General features: G+C 60.6%; 17 protein-coding genes (1 of these 17 only partly in view). 8 read left to right on the top strand and 9 right to left on the bottom strand.

The annotated features are described in order from the left end of the window. Positions 1–13 carry the 5' end (the start) of a tyrosine--tRNA ligase gene (tyrS, locus tag EY643_RS01985; protein ID WP_152660635.1) on the bottom strand. 1,283 nt of this gene lie to the left of the window's left edge, so the window shows 13 of its 1,296 coding nt (coding positions 1–13); its start codon is at positions 11–13; its stop codon lies off the left edge, out of view. Positions 14–181: 168 nt separating this feature from the next. Here tyrS and EY643_RS01980 point away from each other — a divergent pair, with 168 nt between their 5' ends. Next, positions 182–1,591: a peptidoglycan DD-metalloendopeptidase family protein gene (locus EY643_RS01980; protein WP_152660634.1), complete on the top strand. Its 1,410-nt coding sequence runs from the start codon at positions 182–184 to the stop codon at positions 1,589–1,591. Between the two features lie 4 nt (positions 1,592–1,595). Continuing rightward, positions 1,596–2,714 (top strand): anhydro-N-acetylmuramic acid kinase, encoded by a 1,119-nt coding sequence (locus EY643_RS01975; RefSeq protein ID WP_152660633.1) that lies wholly within the window; start codon positions 1,596–1,598, stop codon positions 2,712–2,714. A gap of 3 nt (positions 2,715–2,717) precedes the next feature. Here EY643_RS01975 and EY643_RS01970 read toward each other — a convergent pair whose 3' ends face one another. From EY643_RS01970 to argC, 5 genes are read right to left on the bottom strand one after another with little or no spacing between them, the layout of a single operon-like run. Beyond that, a complete protein-coding gene (locus EY643_RS01970; protein ID WP_152660632.1) occupies positions 2,718–3,173 on the bottom strand; it encodes a DsrE family protein in 456 nt (151 codons plus the stop codon). Positions 3,174–3,184: 11 nt separating this feature from the next. Further along, positions 3,185–3,538 (bottom strand): iron-sulfur cluster insertion protein ErpA, encoded by a 354-nt coding sequence (erpA, locus tag EY643_RS01965; RefSeq protein WP_152660631.1) that lies wholly within the window; start codon positions 3,536–3,538, stop codon positions 3,185–3,187. Between the two features lie 59 nt (positions 3,539–3,597). Beyond that, a complete protein-coding gene (locus tag EY643_RS01960) occupies positions 3,598–4,068 on the bottom strand; it encodes a bactofilin family protein (protein WP_152660630.1) in 471 nt (156 codons plus the stop codon). Next, positions 4,055–4,783 (bottom strand): DUF6776 family protein, encoded by a 729-nt coding sequence (locus tag EY643_RS01955; RefSeq protein ID WP_152660629.1) that lies wholly within the window; start codon positions 4,781–4,783, stop codon positions 4,055–4,057. The genes EY643_RS01960 and EY643_RS01955 overlap by 14 nt, the downstream gene beginning before the upstream one ends. A gap of 7 nt (positions 4,784–4,790) precedes the next feature. Beyond that, the gene (gene argC, locus EY643_RS01950; protein WP_152660628.1) at positions 4,791–5,822 is read right to left on the bottom strand and encodes an N-acetyl-gamma-glutamyl-phosphate reductase; all 1,032 of its coding nucleotides are present in this window, start codon (positions 5,820–5,822) and stop codon (positions 4,791–4,793) included. A 144-nt stretch (positions 5,823–5,966) separates the two neighbouring features. Here argC and EY643_RS01945 point away from each other — a divergent pair, with 144 nt between their 5' ends. The 5 genes from EY643_RS01945 (at position 5,967) to EY643_RS01925 (ending at position 11,127) form a co-directional block, all read left to right on the top strand. Beyond that, a complete protein-coding gene (locus EY643_RS01945) occupies positions 5,967–7,691 on the top strand; it encodes a chloride channel protein (RefSeq protein WP_152660627.1) in 1,725 nt (574 codons plus the stop codon). An 18-nt stretch (positions 7,692–7,709) separates the two neighbouring features. Further along, positions 7,710–8,129, top strand: coding sequence for a CopD family protein (locus tag EY643_RS01940; protein WP_152660626.1), 420 nt, complete (start codon positions 7,710–7,712; stop codon positions 8,127–8,129). A 74-nt stretch (positions 8,130–8,203) separates the two neighbouring features. Further along, the gene (gene hemL / locus EY643_RS01935) at positions 8,204–9,484 is read left to right on the top strand and encodes a glutamate-1-semialdehyde 2,1-aminomutase (protein ID WP_152660625.1); all 1,281 of its coding nucleotides are present in this window, start codon (positions 8,204–8,206) and stop codon (positions 9,482–9,484) included. 27 nt (positions 9,485–9,511) lie between these two features. After that, the gene (hemB, locus tag EY643_RS01930; protein WP_152660624.1) at positions 9,512–10,519 is read left to right on the top strand and encodes a porphobilinogen synthase; all 1,008 of its coding nucleotides are present in this window, start codon (positions 9,512–9,514) and stop codon (positions 10,517–10,519) included. Then, positions 10,516–11,127, top strand: coding sequence for a delta-aminolevulinic acid dehydratase (locus EY643_RS01925; protein ID WP_152660623.1), 612 nt, complete (start codon positions 10,516–10,518; stop codon positions 11,125–11,127). Before hemB ends, EY643_RS01925 begins: the two co-directional genes overlap by 4 nt. Positions 11,128–11,129: 2 nt before the next feature. Here the strand turns inward: EY643_RS01925 and EY643_RS01920 are convergent, their stop codons facing one another. Next, positions 11,130–11,750, bottom strand: a complete 621-nt coding sequence (locus EY643_RS01920) for an NUDIX hydrolase (protein ID WP_240732795.1) — start codon at positions 11,748–11,750, stop codon at positions 11,130–11,132. Between the two features lie 77 nt (positions 11,751–11,827). On the opposite strand from EY643_RS01920, the gene EY643_RS01915 reads away from it, so the two are divergent. Beyond that, positions 11,828–13,312 (top strand): ATP-binding cassette domain-containing protein, encoded by a 1,485-nt coding sequence (locus tag EY643_RS01915; protein WP_152660622.1) that lies wholly within the window; start codon positions 11,828–11,830, stop codon positions 13,310–13,312. Between the two features lie 4 nt (positions 13,313–13,316). On the opposite strand, the gene EY643_RS01910 is transcribed toward EY643_RS01915, so the two are convergent. Together EY643_RS01910 and mrcB are read right to left on the bottom strand one after the other, a co-directional pair. Next, positions 13,317–13,748 (bottom strand): tetratricopeptide repeat protein, encoded by a 432-nt coding sequence (locus EY643_RS01910; protein WP_170287242.1) that lies wholly within the window; start codon positions 13,746–13,748, stop codon positions 13,317–13,319. Between the two features lie 77 nt (positions 13,749–13,825). After that, on the bottom strand, positions 13,826–16,075 hold the full coding sequence (gene mrcB, locus EY643_RS01905) for a penicillin-binding protein 1B (protein ID WP_152660620.1): 2,250 nt from the start codon (positions 16,073–16,075) through the stop codon (positions 13,826–13,828). Between the last annotated feature and the right edge of the window lie 20 nt (positions 16,076–16,095).

The raw sequence follows: 16,095 nt of genomic DNA, 5'->3' as shown, positions 1-16,095 counted from the left end.
GTGCACTACTCATGGGGCGTTCTCAATCTCGTAAAAGCTGCAAAAAACAGGGTGGACAAAAAATGGCCGCCAACCATACAACACCCCCCTTTAAATGCAAGCTTCCGGTACTCTTCCCTATAGAAGTGCTTGATTATTTTATATACTGACCTCTCTATATAACTGGAAATTCTGACCGACCATGCCAGGAGTAAAGCGGCCGCGGGGCGCTACGGCGATTCGCGGACAACAATCACCGCTTGCCCAGCTGACACTGCCTACTATTGCAGTGAAGCGAGGGCATGTCGCGATCGGGCTCGTCGCTGTCGGCTGTATTGCGGTCGCACTCGGCCTGAGTGGCGATGATGCCGCTACCGTTGCAGAGGCCCCGGTCGTAACAGACACCCTCACCGAGGCTGTAGCAGCGGAACCTATCCCCGCCGCCCCAGTCGACACTTTCGCCGAACCCACCGCGCCAGCGCAGCCACCCTGGATTGAAGAAACCGTGCGCAGCGGCGACAACCTGTCACTGATCTTCGAACGCGCCGGCTATACCAAACGAGACGTGCATCGCGTGGTCACTGAACCCGAACACGGCAAGGGTCTTGCCAGGATCCATCCGGGCCAGACCATCGCCTTCCAGGCAGGCGAAGACGGCGGCCTTGCCTCGGTCAAGTTCGTGAAGTCACAGCTTGAGACGGTGGTTTATCGGCTTGAGAACGACAGCTTCGTCAGTGAGATCCAGACGCGCCAGACAGATATCGTGCAATCTACCGCCTCGGGTGTGATCACCTCCTCTTTGTTTATGGCGGGACAGGAAGCAGGCCTGTCGCAGACCACCATCATGGAAATGGCCAACATCTTTGGCGGTGTTATCGATTTCGTGGGCGACCCGCGCAAGGGCGACACCATGAACCTGGTGTTTCAGGAGCACCAGCTCGACGGCGTGAAATACGACGATGGTGACATCATCGCTGCGTCCTACAACAACCAGGGCAAGCTCTATACCGCCTACCGCTATGTCGACAGCAATGGCGACGCCGGTTACTACAACGAGAAGGGTGTCAGCATGCGCAAGGCCTTTCTGCTGGCGCCGGTTGATTTCACCCGCATCAGCTCGAACTTCAACCCGCGCCGGATCCACCCCATCTACAAGACCGCGCGACCACACCGCGGCACGGACTATGCCGCACCCACGGGCACCCCGGTCTACGCCGCCGGTGACGGCCGGGTGCGCAAGGCCGGCTACAGCAAAGCCAATGGCAACTATGTCTTCATCCAGCACGGCGAGCAGTTCGAAACCAAGTATCTGCACCTGCACAAGCGCCGCGCCAAGACCGGGCAGCGCGTATCCCAGGGCCAGGTTATCGGCACCGTGGGGTCCACCGGTGCCGCCACGGGCCCACACCTGCACTATGAATTCCTGATGAACGGCGTACACCGCAACCCACGCACCATTCACAAGAAGCTGCCCAAGGCGAAATCACTGCCAGCCGCGGAGATGCCACGCTTCCTCGCCGCCATTGAGCCCGCTGCCCAGCAACTGGCTCAACTGCAGGCCGACACGGACACCCAGCTCGCGCTCGCCGGGGCTAATCCTGACCGGGGCTGACACGATGGCCGAGGGCTTGTATCTGGGCCTGATGTCCGGCACCAGCATGGACGCCATCGACGCAGCCATTGTGCGCTGCCAGCAGGGCGGCGTGTCCCTGCTCCACACCCACGCCGAAGCAATACCTGCCGAGCTGCGCCAACGCATTCATGAACTCAGCCACGACGGCGCCAATGAAATTGAGCGCCTCGGCCGCCTCGATCGGGAACTCGGCGCTCTTTTTGCCCGCGCGAGCATGCAAACCCTGAAACAAGCGCAGCTTTCAGCCAGCGACATCATCGCTATTGGCAGCCACGGTCAGACCCTGCGCCACCGGCCGCCCTCGGCGGGCCACGGTGCAACATCGTTTACGCTGCAGATCGGCGACCCAAATACGATTGCAGAACTCACCGGCATCACCACCGTGGCGGATTTTCGGCGCCGTGATATGGCTGCCGGCGGCGAGGGCGCACCCCTGGCGCCCGCTTTCCACGCCCAGGCCTTTGGTGCCGAGGGCACCACGCGCGCGATCGTCAATATAGGCGGCATCGCCAATGTGAGCCTGCTGCAGGGCAGGGAATTGATCGCGGGCTTTGATACCGGGCCGGGTAACACCCTGATGGATCACTGGCACGCCAGGCACTGCGGCGGGCACTACGACGCCGACGGCGCCTGGGCGGCAAGCGGCTCAGTGAATGATGCACTGCTCAGTGCACTGATGAGCGATGACTATTTCAACCTGCGCGGCGCTCGTAGCACAGGCAAAGAAACCTTCAACCTTGCCTGGCTGGAGCAACTGCTGCCCGGGGCCGATGTGCCAGCGGCAGATGTACAGGCGACCCTGTGTGAGTTGACCGCTCGGACGATTGCCGGCGCCATCAGCGCTGAACAAGCGGACACTGCGGAGGTGTTTGTCTGCGGTGGCGGCGCCCACAACCGGGAGCTGTTACGCAGACTGGGGTGCGCGCTTCCGGGTGCGGCGATTGCCGACACGACTGCACTGGGCATTGATCCGGACTGGGTCGAGGCCGCTCTGTTTGCATGGCTGGCCTACCGCACCATGAACAACATGAGTGGCAACGCCACCCGCGTGACCGGCGCGGCCGGACCGAGGATTCTCGGCGGTATTTTCCCGGCGGCTTGAACCCTAGAAGTAGATGTAGCCCTGTTCGCGAACCAGGCGCTGTACCTCGCCCGGCCCATAGGACACGGTTGTCACGAAAGGTTGCAGGCTCTCTTCGTCGACCCCATTGCTACCCATCCAGGACCGGCAGGCCTTGAACTGAACCACACCCAGGGCACTCAGACTGGCAGCCTGGTCCACCACCGGTTTGCTTCCCGCATAGTTTTCGCGCATCAGACTGCGCAACACCGGGCCGTGCAGCACCAATGTCAGGGCTGCGCCCTCCTCCTGCGGTAACTCACCGGCGGTAAACAGGTTTTCAGCGCGCCCCAGCAACTCGCCCAGGTCAGCCTCGGTCTCGAGTTCGATCTCGGAGACATAGCGCACCACCTCGCGCTCTTCGGCGCTCGCTACTGCGGCTAATGCACCGGCCATAAAAAAGCCCAGCAGCACAATCAGGCACTGCCGGGCTTTAATCAAACTGCCGCCCCCTAAATCGAGAAGGACGCGCCGCAACCACAGGTGGTTGACGCATTGGGGTTTTCGATAATGAAGCGCGAGCCCTCAAGGCCCTCGGTGTAGTCGACGGTGGAGCCGACCAGATACTGGAAGCTCATAGGATCGACCAGCAGGGTGACGCCTTCCTCGGTAATGGCAGTGTCATCTTCAGCTGCATCCTCATCGAAGGAAAATCCGTACTGGAAACCCGAGCAGCCACCGCCGGTGATATACACCCGCAGTTTGAGCGCGGAGTTTTCTTCCTCGGTCACCAGTTGCTGTACTTTACGCACGGCATTGGCAGTGAGGTTGATGCTCGAGGGATTAAATGCAGCTGCTACAGACATTGCTTGTGGGACCCGCCGGGGGTTAAAAAACGACCGCTATTATCGTAAATCCGACTAAATCAGTCAACTTTAGCCATGGAGGGTGATTCAGCCTTCGCCGCGGGGCTCTCACCCAGCTCGGTGACTTCTACAGAGTGATCCAGCTGCGCGGGTGCCTGCTGCTCGTCCGCCGCCTTATGGGTCAGGCTGCCATTGACCTCTGAACCTGCCTCCATTTCCAGCAGCGCGTAGTGGACATTACCGTGCACGCGCCCGCGAGGCGCAAGCTCAAGGCGTTCTGTAGAGTAGACGTCGCCCTCAATGACACCGTTGATCACCACGATCGGGGCCCGGATTTCACCTTCCACTCGCCCGCCGTCCGCGATACTGACCTCGGCCTTACTGCCCTCATCCGCCACCAGGTTACCCTGGACAACGCCCTCGATTTCAAGGCAGCCGCTGAAGTGCATATCGCCAACGACTGTCGTATCCCTGGCCACCAGCGTCGTGCCCGCTGATGCGCTAAATTTCGTTCTTTTATTTCCCCACATGGGTAAACCTCGCTTGAACCTGCCAGGGAAACGCTTCCCTTACCTCTGCCTTGCGCGGCGATGTGGCGGTTGCCACCAGGCGCAATTGGGAGGGTTCAAAGCCCTCGGGCAGGGTCAGCTGTCCTTCGATTGACTGAAAGTACCGGAAACGCAGAGCAATCTTGCCTGCGTCTACATCGGCACTCAATTCCGATAGCGGATAGCTTACATCTTCACCCTCGAGGAGACCATCGAGCTCCACCGATAAGTGGCCTTTTAGCAGCGAGTGCTTGCGCGCCTCCTGCTGGGCAACAATGCGAAAGGTATATTGACGCTCCTTTTCCATTGCGACCAATTCAGGCGAGCGCAAACTCAGGCCCTGGGCGATCTCCCCGGGCGCCATCAGGCTCTTGTAAAAACGCAGCCCCTCTTCGAGGGTCGCTATATGCTCTTTCTGGGCGGCCAGTTCCTGACGGACAAGCTCCAGCGCCTGCTGGTCCATCTCATGGCGAGCTGCCTGCACATCGAGCTCTCCCTGTACTTGTGCAAGCTCGCCCTGCAGGGCCGGGACTTCCTTCTTCAGGGCCTGATACAGCGCTGGATCAAGGCCCATACCGCTGTAGGCCGCGCGCTGTCCCAGATAAAACCCAGCCAGGAGCACCACCCCCACCAGCAACGTAGCCACCACCACCTGCAAGCGGCGATAGCGGCGTCGGCTATCTTTCGAAATGCTCACAGCGTTATCAGGGCAGCAGCCCAACCTGCTGCAAGCCCATCTCCTCGGGCAGGCCGAGCATGATGTTCATATTTTGCACGGCCTGACCGGAGGCACCTTTGACCAGGTTATCAATGGCGGCCATTACTACCACGGTGTCCCTGTCCTGCGGGATCTGAATACCCAACTGGCAGCGATTGGCACCTTTGACCGTCCGGGTCTGGGGGAAAACACCCTGGGGCAGCACATCGACAAAGGGTTCGTCGGCATACCACTCCTCGTACAGCGCCTGCAGGTCGCCCGCTGGTGCGCGCAACGTGGCAAACAGGGTCGAGTGAATTCCGCGAATCATGGGCAGGAGGTGCGGCACAAACGTCAGCCGCACCGCCTCGCCGGCCGCATCGCCCAGCCCCTGCTCAATTTCAGGCAAGTGGCGGTGACCAGCGACGCCGTAAGCCTTAAAGCTGTCGGCGACTTCGGGGAATATATTATCCACCTTGCCCTGCCGGCCGGCACCGCTGACTCCGGACGCCGAACTGGCGATCAGGTGCTGCGGGTCCACCAGCCCCTTGGCGAGCAGCGGAATCAGGCCGAGTTGGACCGAGGTGGGGTAGCAGCCAGGGCAAGCTACCAGGGTCGCCGAGGCGATTGCCTCGCGATTGACCTCGGGCAGGCCATAAACGGCTTGCGGCAGAACCTCCGGGCTGGCGTGGGGTTCGCCATACCACTGGGACCAGAGCGCCGCGTCGTGAATACGGTAGTCGGCAGACAGGTCGACAATGCGGGCCCCCGCTGCGAGCAGCTCAGGCACCATATTCATGGCCACATTGTGGGGCGTCGCAAAAAATACGACATCACAGGCGGCCAGAGTCGCGACATCCGGTTCAGAGAAGGCAAGGTCATAGTGACCACGCAAATTGGGATAGAGGTCGTCCACGCGGCGGCCGCTCTCGGCGCGAGAGGTAATGCACACTACCTCCGCCTCCGGATGCGTTGCCAACAGACGCAGTAACTCAACGCCCGTATAACCGGTACCACCTACAATGCCTACCCTGACCATTTCCCAGATTCCTCTATTTCTCAAAAACACCGCTAATCCAGCCACGCCAGGCGGCCCTGGCTGGACGGCCGATCATTATAGAAGCAATGCCGACGCTATTAACTGGTAATATTCGTTTTTTTGAAACCGGATTGTCTCGAGACTGTGCGTAAACTCATCGGTGAATATCGCCATCATTTGTCCAATTATGAGTCGGTACTCGCCTACTCGGTGCTCGGCATCGTCGGCGGTCTTGCGTCGGGGCTCGTGGTGCTGGCCTTTGAACTGGCGATAGGCCAGTTGGCAGCCCTCTGGGGCGTGGGTGAGAGCGGCGACGGTTTCGAGGCGCTGCCGCGCTATATGCACTTTGCCCTGCCTGTGGCGGGCGCGCTCATCCTGGGCATCTGCTACCACTTCCTGAAGCCCGAAGACCGCGAGACCGGGATCGTCCACGTGCTCAGCAGAATGCACACCCACTACGGCGTACTGCCCTTGCGCAACGCCCTGGTCCAGTTTTTTGCCGGCGCCTTCGCTCTGGCCAGTGGTCAGTCTGGCGGCCGCGAGGGCCCCGGCGTACATCTCGGTGGTGCCATCAACAGCGTGCTGGGCCAGCGGCTGGGGCTGCCCAACAACAGCCTGCGCGTGCTCATTGCCTGCGGCGCCGCCGGGGGCATCGCCGCCGCGTTCAATACCCCGCTGGCGGGCATCATCTTCGCCATGGAAGTCATCATTGCAGAGTACACGGTGGTGGGCTTTATCCCGGTCATACTCGCCGCAGTGTCGGCTTCCGCCGTCAGCCGGACCCTGCTCACCGGTGGGGCGGTGTTTGCCATCCCCGAACTCCAGCTAAACTCGCTGCTGGAAATCCCCTACGTCATTTTCCTCGGTTTCTGCTGCGGGCTGGCCGTTGTGGCATTCATCCAGATATCGCGGGCGACCGCCAGACTCGCGCACTGGAATGTGATCGTCCGCTTTGCCCTGGCGGGGCTGGTTACGGGTTGCCTGGCCCTGTTCATGCCCCAGATCCTCGGCATCGGCTACGACACTCTCGACGATGCCCTCCACAGCGAACTGGCACTGATTACCCTGGCGCTTGTCGCCATTGCCAAGCTGGTCGCCACGGCCGTCAGCGCCGGCGCGGGGATGCCTCTGGGCATCATCGGCCCCAACCTGCTAATCGGCGCCTGCATTGGCGGCACCCTGGGTATGATCGGGGTGCAGTTCATCCCAGAGCACGCCTCCGATCCAGTGCTCTACATCGTGCTCGGTATGGGCGCATGCATGGCGGCGGCGCTGAATGCGCCACTGGCAGCCCTGCTCGCAGTCATTGAGCTCACCCACTCCATTGGCATCGGGATGCCGGCTATGCTGGCGATTGTCACCGCCACCCTCACCAGCACCGGCCTGTTTCGCCAGCGCTCGATTCACCAGACCGTGCTCAAGCAACTGCGCCGCAACGTGCCTGATGACCCCCTCAATCAATTGCTGCACAGTACCCACGTTGCCGCCATCATGGACAACCGCGCAGTGCGCGTACCAGCCGTATTGACCGACGAGGATAAAGTGCCACTGCTCGAGTTCAGCCCAGCCTGGTGCCTGGTGAACCGCGAAGGCGAGGATCTTTACCTGGTGCAGGGTGCCGAATTGCTGACGTGGCTGGAGCAAAACGCCTCCGCAGACCCGGTTGACATCACTGACGCCGATATCCGCCGCTGGACAACCTCGGCCGTTCCGGTGCAGGCGAGCTTGCGCCAGGCCCTGGACAGTATCACTGCCGACACCGCAGAGATCGCCTGCATTTATGAACGCAGCCGCGCCTCGGGTAAGCGTATTCTGCACGGTGTCGTCACCCGTGAAGCGATCGAAAAATTTACCCTGGGCCGGCTCTAGGAAAAGGAGAATGACGCCGTGTTGTGGATGAAAGCCTTACACCTGATTTTTGTGGTCTGCTGGTTTGCCGGCCTGTTCTACCTGCCGCGGATTTTTGTGAACTATGCCGCCGCTCAAAGCCCGGAAAGCCGGGAAATACTCGCGGGCATGGCGCACCGCCTGTACCGATTCGTCACTCCGTTTATGGTGCTGGTCATCCTGCTGGGGGTCGGCCTGCTCGCCACTAACCCCGGCTACTATCTGCAGGCGGGTTGGATGTGGCTAAAATTGGCCTGCATGGTGGCGCTGGTGCTCTACCATTTCCAGTGTGGCCGCTACCTGAAAGCGATCATGAATCACAGTGACGAACACAGTCATGTGTTCTACCGCTGGTTCAACGAAATACCGGTCATATTCTTGTTCATCATGATTATCCTCGCTGTACTAAAACCCTTCTGAGCCTGGTGGATATTATCCCCCCAACACCGGATAATTCCCCTCCCAGCCAGATACGACCAAGGAACCACCGCCAAATGAGCAGCTCAACAGAACTTTTCGATCGCGCCTGCCAGCACATCCCCGGGGGCGTGAACTCCCCGGTGCGCGCCTTCAAGGCTGTCGGTGGCACCCCGATTTTCATCGAGCGAAGTGATGGCGCCAGGGTCTACGACTGTGAGGGCAAGGCCTACATCGATTACGTACTGTCCTGGGGGCCCATGCTGATGGGCCACAATCACCCGGCTGTGCGCGAGGCCGTTATCAAGCAAAGTGAAAAGGGCCTGAGCTTTGGAGCCCCCACCGAGCTGGAGATAGAACTCGCCGACCGTATTTGCGCCATCATGCCCGGCATGGACATGGTGCGCATGGTGAACTCCGGCACCGAAGCCACCATGAGCGCAATTCGACTGGCACGGGGCTATACCGGGCGCGATACGATCGTGAAGTTTGAGGGCTGCTACCACGGCCACTCGGATTCACTGCTGGTTAAAGCCGGCTCCGGCGCTCTCACCATGGGCGTACCCAGCTCCCCCGGGGTACCCGCCGCTCTCGCCGACCACACCATGACCCTGAATTACAACGACCCTGAGGGCGTTCGGGCTGCCTTCGCAGAACACGGCGACAGCATCGCCTGCGTCATCGTTGAACCGGTGGCCGGCAATATGAACTGCATACCGCCCGCCCCCGGCTTCCTGGAGACACTGCGCGAATGTTGTGATGCCAGTGGCGCCGTCCTGATCCTGGATGAGGTAATGACCGGTTTCCGCTTCGGCCTTGAGGGCGCGCAGGGCTATTTCGGCGTGGAGGCCGACCTCACTACACTCGGCAAGGTCATCGGTGGCGGCATGCCGGTGGGTGCCTTTGGCGGCAAGCGGGAAATCATGGAACAGATAGCGCCGCTGGGACCGGTTTACCAGGCCGGCACCTTGTCCGGTAACCCGATCGCCATGGCAGCGGGACTCGCCACGCTCGACATTATTTCTGCCGATGGCTTTTATGAGCCCCTGTTTGCGCGCACGGAAAATCTCTGTGCGGGCCTGCAGGACGCGGCCGACCGCGCGGGCGTCGCCTTCACCACCAACCATCGCGGCACGATGTTCGGCGGCTTTTTCACCAACGCCAGCCAGATTGAGAACTACCGCCAGGTCATGGCCTGTGACACAGAAGCCTTCAACCGCTTCTTCCACCTGATGCTTGAGGCCGGCGTTTATCTGGCACCGGCATCGTACGAAGCAGGCTTTATGTCCAGCGCTCATACCGACGCCGACATCGACGCCACCGTAGACGCCGCTCGCGGCGCCTTTGCGGCCCTGTAACGGCGCCGACCCACACCGGAGCAACCCATGTCATTCACAAGCCAACGCGGCCCCTTTCCCCAGACCCGACTGCGCCGACTGCGCGCCAACGCCTTTTCGCGCGAGCTGGTGCGGGAAAACCTGCTCACCCCGGCGGACCTGATTTTCCCGGTATTTGTGCTCGAAGGCAGCGGCGAGCGCGAAGCCATCCCCTCCATGCCCGGTATCGAGCGACTCAGCGCGGATCTACTGCTGGCGCAGGCGAAAGAACTACACAGCCTGGGCGTACCGGCGCTCGCCCTGTTCCCGGTGGTAGGGCCAGAGCAAAAATCGCTGATGGCCGAAGAGGCCTACAACCCTGACGGCCTCGTGCAGCGCACAGTGAAATCGCTGAAAGATGCCCTGCCCGATATGGGCATCATCACCGATGTGGCGCTGGACCCCTACACCACCCACGGCCAGGACGGCATCATCGACGAAGCCGCCTACGTGCTCAACGACGTGACCAGCGAAGTACTGGTACAGCAGGCCCTGTCCCACGCGGCAGCAGGCGCGGATGTCGTCGCTCCTTCCGACATGATGGACGGGCGCATCGGCGCCATCCGCTCTGCGCTGGAGGAGGCATCCCATCCCAACACGCTGATCATGGCCTACGCCGCGAAGTACGCGTCGAGCTACTATGGCCCCTTCCGCGACGCCGTTGGCTCAGCCGGCAACATTAAGGGTGGCAACAAGTTCAGCTACCAGATGGACCCAGCGAATTCAGACGAGGCCCTGCACGAATGCGCGCTGGACCTGCGCGAAGGCGCCGACATGATCATGGTCAAGCCGGGTATGCCGTATCTGGACATTGCCCGCAGAGTCAAAGACGAACTCAAGGCCCCCACATTTGCCTACCAGGTGAGCGGCGAATACGCGATGCACCAGGCCGCCTTTACCCAGGGCTGGCTGGCGCGCGAACCGGTCATGCTGGAATCTCTGCTGGCCTTCAAACGCGCCGGCTGCGACGGCATTCTCACCTACTTCGCACTGGAAGCTGCTCGGGCACTGCAGTGATCTGGCGGATTCTACTCAGCGTCGCGCTGGCGCTGGCGCCTGGCGTCAGTCACGCCGAGTGCGAGTGTCTGTGGCAGGGTTCCTTCGATGATGTCCAGGCGGAGACCGACCTGGTGGTCGCAGCAGAGGTCATTGCCATCAAGGGCAACTCCATCGACCTTGACGCTCTCCAGTTGCTGCGAGGCACACTGCCTCCAGTAGAGCTCAGAGTGTGGCTGGAGTACGAGGAATATTGCCGTCCTGAGCTGGGTACCTTCCCGCTGGGCAGCCGCTGGGTCATGGCCCTGGATAAAATCGAATCCAAAGTGTCGGGCGGCTTCAACCCCAACACCCCCAACTACAGCTATGGCCGCATTGATGACTACGCAATTTCAAACTGCGGTGGCTACTGGCTAAAATGGGAAGGCGATGCAGTGACCGGCAACCTGGTAGACGCACCGCGTTGGGATCACGAGCCGAAAATGACGCCGGTGTTGCTTGAGTTAATCGCGGCCTATGTCGCGGGTGACGTGAGCAGTGATGCGCTGCTCGCCGCGAGCCGGGAGGACCCCGCCCTGCGTGAGCTCAGGCTCAACACTCGCGCCTTCCTGCGAGGCGACGAAGAATAGCGCTAGCGCCTGCGCCAGCGCTCGCGCCTGGGGTTATCGCCCTCCACCAAATCCATCAATTCATCCAACATCATCAGCGACAGGCCCCAGATACGCCGGCCCTCATACATGTAGCAGGGCATAGGGATTTCCATGCCCTTGTACGGCCAAACCATTTTCTCGCGGTTGTCAGGATCGAGCAGAAATTCCAGCGGCACCCACACAACTTCGGCGACCTCGTAATTGGGCCTCAATTCAACTTCCCGCTCCAGGCGGAACACAAAGGCGCTGACGATCATGCCCAGAGCTCCCCTGCCAGGGCGGGTGTTGATATCCGAGAGCCGACCAATACAGCGGTCCGTAGGCTCCAGCTGCAGCCCGACTTCTTCTTCTGTCTCACGCACTGCGACGGCGAAACCGTGGGCGTCAGCTTTGTCCATCCGCCCGCCGGGGAAAGCCATGTGACCCGACCAGGGATCCCCTTCCCTTTCCGCCCGCTTGATCATTAAAATGTGCAGCTCGCCCTCGCGCACCTGGAGAACCAGGGCAACGGCGGAGCGCTTGCGCAGGCGTCGCAGCCAGGGGCGAGAAGGCCGGTGGCCCGCAAGCCCCGTCTCAATTATTTGCAGCAGTGGTACAGACACTGTTAACTCCAGCTATTCCCGCACGGATTAAGCCAGCCCCAACCGTTAGACACAAGGCCGGCCAATAAGGAACATCGATGTCTGCAACGCCCATCTTGTCGCTTCACCAGGTTCAACTGGTGTACCGCGCCCTTCCTGCCCTGCAAGATATCAATTGGCAGCTATTGCCCGGCGAACAGTGGGCAGTGCTGGGCCCCAACGGCAGCGGCAAGACCAGTCTCGCCAGGATTCTGAGCGGCCAGGCCAAACACTACTCGGGACAATTTGAACGATCTCCGGCGCTACTGCAGCAAGGTGTGGCCTATGTGTGCTTTGAGCAAACCCGGGCCCTGATCGAGCGCGACAAAAAACTCGACGACTCAGAGACCCGTGCCGATGCTAGCGACCCAGGCACCCTGGTCAGAAACCTGATTCTCGCTGGCAGAGCGGAATCACCGGGTTTCCATGACTGGGTGGAGCGCCTGGGAATCACCCATATTCTCGACCGCGGTCTGCGCTACATTTCCACCGGCGAAATGCGCAAGAGCCTGTTGGTTGCCGCGATTCTGAGCGAACCGGCGCTACTGATTCTCGACAGCCCACTGGATGGCCTGGATCGCGCAACCCAGCGGGAACTGCGGGCCGTGCTGGACGAGCTCATGCACTCGCCAGGCTCGCAACTGCAGGTCCTGGTGCTCTGCCGCCAGCTGGCAGACCTGCCTCCTGCCACCTCACATGTTCTCGTCCTCGATGGCGGCAAGGTGGCGAGCTGTGGCGAAAAAAGTACCGTGCTGGCCAACCCCGTTGTGGACCAACTCATGAACCCGACACTGCCGGCGCTGGCAGAGCTCCCGCCGCCGGCACCCCGTCCCTACACAATCGATGCGGGCACGCCACTACTGCAATTACGCGGTGTTAATGTGAGCTATGGCGATCTGCAGGTACTGAAAAATGTGCACTGGACGTTTGGACGCGGCCAACACTGCGCTGTCTCCGGGCCCAATGGCTGTGGTAAAAGCACCCTGCTAAGCCTCGTCACGGGCGACAATCACAAGGCCTATGGCCAGGACATCACGCTGTTCGGCATTCTGCGCGGCTCGGGCGAGAGCATCTGGGATATCAAGCAGAAGTATGGCCAGTTGGACAATCAACTACACCTGAACTTCGCCCAGGGCATGAAAGCACTGGAGGTCGTGATCTCCGGCTTCTTCGACTCGGTCGGCCTCTACGACGACTGGGGGGACGACCAACGGGCCACGGCGGAACAGTGGCTGGCTGCTCTGGGCCTGAGTGAGTTCGCACGGGAATCCTTCGACGCACTTTCCTTCGGCATGCAGCGGGTCGTGTTATTGGCTCGCGCCATGGTCAAGTCACCCGCAATTTTGCTCCTGGATGAGCCCACGCTGGGCATGGACGGCCCTCATCGCAAGCAGCTACTTCAAGCCATCGACCACATTGCGGCGAACTCAGATACACAGGTGATCTTCGTCAGCCATTCAGTGGGCGAAATGCCTGCCTGCATCAATCAGCAGCTGGTTTTCGAACCGCGGGACGACGGCTTTGAAGTGGTCTGCCTGGACTGAACGCTCAGTTCGCCAAGCCCTTCAGGGCACTGCACTGCGACTTGCCAGAACAGTACAGCAAACCTCGCTCCGCCACCGCCTTGGCCTGGGGCTCATTGCCCATCGCAGAATGCGTCCGCGCCAGCTCAAGATAGATTTCCGCATCGTCCGGATCAATGCGCTGTGCGCGCTGTAAATAGCCCAATGCCCGATCGTAATCACCCTGGGCACGAACGTCGATTGCCCTGTCGATCAGCACATTGTGGCCACCGGTCGCAGCCTCCTTGTCTGGCGCAGGTTCGCGATCCTGCGCAGGCTCGCTCGGTGCCGAGGGCTCCTCATAGCTGGGCTCGCTGCTCTCGATGGTGGGCAACGAGTAAGGATTAGTGCCGCAAGCAGCTATCACCAGAATCGATGCGCCAAGCGCCAGGCGGGAAAACAAAACAGGGGCGTGCAAAAGCAACTCCGAACCAACACATGATGGCTTTTTATTGTGGTCGATCAGTGTAACTTAAAAGTCGGTGATCACGCCTTCTAGTCGTCGAATAAGGACTGGAACCATCCTTTGATTCGCGAGGTGCGGGGCGCGCAGTTGGTATGCGCCCGCGGCTGTGAACCCGCAATGAAGGGCATTTTCACCGCATTGGGGCAGCCCTCGCCTGTGACCATGCCGTTGCTGCTATCGATCCAGTCGACCTCTACGCCCTCGGGCATGCGATAAGCCAGCGAGCGCTCGCTGGCACCGGCCATAAAACGCGACCACACACGCAGTGCACCACTGCTGCCGGTAAGTCCCGTGCTGCCATTGTCGTCGCGGCCAATCCAGCTCACCGCCAACAGGTCACCGGAGAAACCGGCAAACCAGGAATCTCGACCATCATTGGTGGTACCGGTCTTGCCGGCCACCAGTAGATTGGCAGGCAGCTCGCGATAGGCACCGCGGCCGGTGCCTTCTTTCATGGTATCAAGCATGGCGTACTGCAGCAGGTAGACCGCCTGCAAACTCACTTCTCGCTCATATTGCAGATCGTAGCGCTGCAGGGGCACGCCGTGTGCATCGACGATATCGCGGATACTGCGCAGCGGCGTGCGGAACCCTCCGGAGGCGATAGTCTGGTACATGGCGACCATATCCATGGGCGAGTACTCACCCGCACCGAGCGTTAGCGCTGGCACCTCTGGCACCGGGCGCTCCACCCCCAGACGGCGCAGCATATCCGCCACAGTATCGATCCCAAGGTCCATACCCAGACGCGCCGTTGCCAGATTGTAGGACTTGGCCAGTGCGCGATACAGCGGCACATCGCCATGTGCCTCCCTGTCGAAATTACGCGGTTCCCAGTCATCGCTGCCACGCACCTGAACAGTGATCGGCTTATCCTCGATCATAGTGGCCAACGAGTATTCCCGAGGGCGCTCAAGAGCCGCCAGATAGACCGCGGGCTTGAGCAATGAACCCGCGGGCCGGCGAGCATCGAGAGCCCGATTAAAACCGGCGTAACTCACTTTGCGTCCACCGACCAATGCGGCCACTTCACCGCTGTCGAATCGGGTCACAATCGAAGCGCTTTGCAGCTCGCCACTACTGTCAATCTGCTTGAGCACGTCCGTGGTACTGCGCTCCAGCTTCTGCTGCAAGAGCGGGTCGAAGGCAGTAAAAATACTCAGGCCTAGCGTGGTCAGGTCTTCCTCGCGGTAGTCGCGTCGCAACTGGCGCCGCACCAGGTCCAGATAGGCCGGGAAGGTATTGCGAATACGCGGCGCACTATTGAGCCCCAGCGGCATGGCCTTCGCGACCAGAGCGTGTTCGTCAGAGATAACCCCTTCACCGGCCATGACGTCCAAAACCACATTGCGTCGCTCCAACGCCCGCTGCGGATTGCGCAGGGGGTTATAAAGTGAAGGGCCCTTGATCATGCCCACCAACAGAGCCTGCTGATGCAGTCCGAGCTGTTCCAAAGGTGTATCGAAGTAGTGCCGGGCCGCCAGTGAAAAACCGTGAATAGCCCGCGGGCCCTCCTGGCCGAGATAAACTTCGTTCAGGTAGCTCTCCAGAATTTGATCTTTCTCATAGTGCAACTCCAGCAGGACAGCCATCAACACTTCCGTGAGTTTGCGCACCAGGGTACGCTCCGGCGTGAGGTAGTAATTTTTGACCAACTGCTGGGTAATCGTGCTGCCGCCGGCCACAACCTGACCCGAGCGCACATTACTGAGCGCCGCGCGCGCTATGCCGGTAATCGAGAACCCCCAGTGGCTGTAAAAATCTCGGTCCTCCACCGCCAGCAAACCCTGCCAAAGCGTAGTGGGGACATCCGCGAGCTGCACCAGCAGGCGATCTTCACCGTGGGACGGATAGATGCCTCCAATCTGCACTGGGTCCAGGCGCATCAGATCGACATTGGCACCGCCGCTGGTAATTCCCTGCAGGCGCGTTGCCCCCAGTTCGAGCGTCACCCGTCTGGCGGGCTCACTCTCTCCGGGAAAATTAAAACCGCGGGTGAAAATTTCGAAACGATTGCGATTCCGGGCCACCTGCCCCGGGCCACTCGCATGGCGGACCTTGCGATACCCCAAAACCTCGAGCTCATAGGCGAGGTCGTCCGGACTCAGCTCGGCACCGACATAGAGCTCCAGCGGCCTGGCGTACACCTTGGCGGGCAATTCCCACATTTTGTCGGTAAATGTGGAGGTGATCCGGGCGTCAAGGTAGATAAGAAAGCCGGCCCCGATGACGAGCGCAACAACAAAGAGTTTGGCGAGAATACGGCGAGTTTTGAACATGGGTCGGAAGTGTACACCAG

This window comes from Halioglobus maricola (assembly GCF_009388985.1).
In the GTDB taxonomy this organism is placed as follows: domain Bacteria; phylum Pseudomonadota; class Gammaproteobacteria; order Pseudomonadales; family Halieaceae; genus Halioglobus; species Halioglobus maricola.
Note: the sequence above shows the minus strand (reverse complement) of the source record. Positions and strands in the feature narration are given on the sequence as shown.

What these genes read in the sequence shown, in the direction of transcription:
- mrcB (WP_152660620.1), bottom strand. Translation starts at nt 16,075, where the DNA reads ATGTTCAAAACTCGCCGTATTCTCGCCAAACTCTTTGTTGTTGCGCTC.
- hemL (WP_152660625.1), top strand. Translation starts at nt 8,204, where the DNA reads ATGAGCAGCTCAACAGAACTTTTCGATCGCGCCTGCCAGCACATCCCC.
- EY643_RS01975 (WP_152660633.1), top strand. Translation starts at nt 1,596, where the DNA reads ATGGCCGAGGGCTTGTATCTGGGCCTGATGTCCGGCACCAGCATGGAC.
- EY643_RS01960 (WP_152660630.1), bottom strand. Translation starts at nt 4,068, where the DNA reads ATGTGGGGAAATAAAAGAACGAAATTTAGCGCATCAGCGGGCACGACG.
- erpA (WP_152660631.1), bottom strand. Translation starts at nt 3,538, where the DNA reads ATGTCTGTAGCAGCTGCATTTAATCCCTCGAGCATCAACCTCACTGCC.
- EY643_RS01915 (WP_152660622.1), top strand. Translation starts at nt 11,828, where the DNA reads ATGTCTGCAACGCCCATCTTGTCGCTTCACCAGGTTCAACTGGTGTAC.
- EY643_RS01980 (WP_152660634.1), top strand. Translation starts at nt 182, where the DNA reads ATGCCAGGAGTAAAGCGGCCGCGGGGCGCTACGGCGATTCGCGGACAA.
- hemB (WP_152660624.1), top strand. Translation starts at nt 9,512, where the DNA reads ATGTCATTCACAAGCCAACGCGGCCCCTTTCCCCAGACCCGACTGCGC.
- argC (WP_152660628.1), bottom strand. Translation starts at nt 5,822, where the DNA reads ATGGTCAGGGTAGGCATTGTAGGTGGTACCGGTTATACGGGCGTTGAG.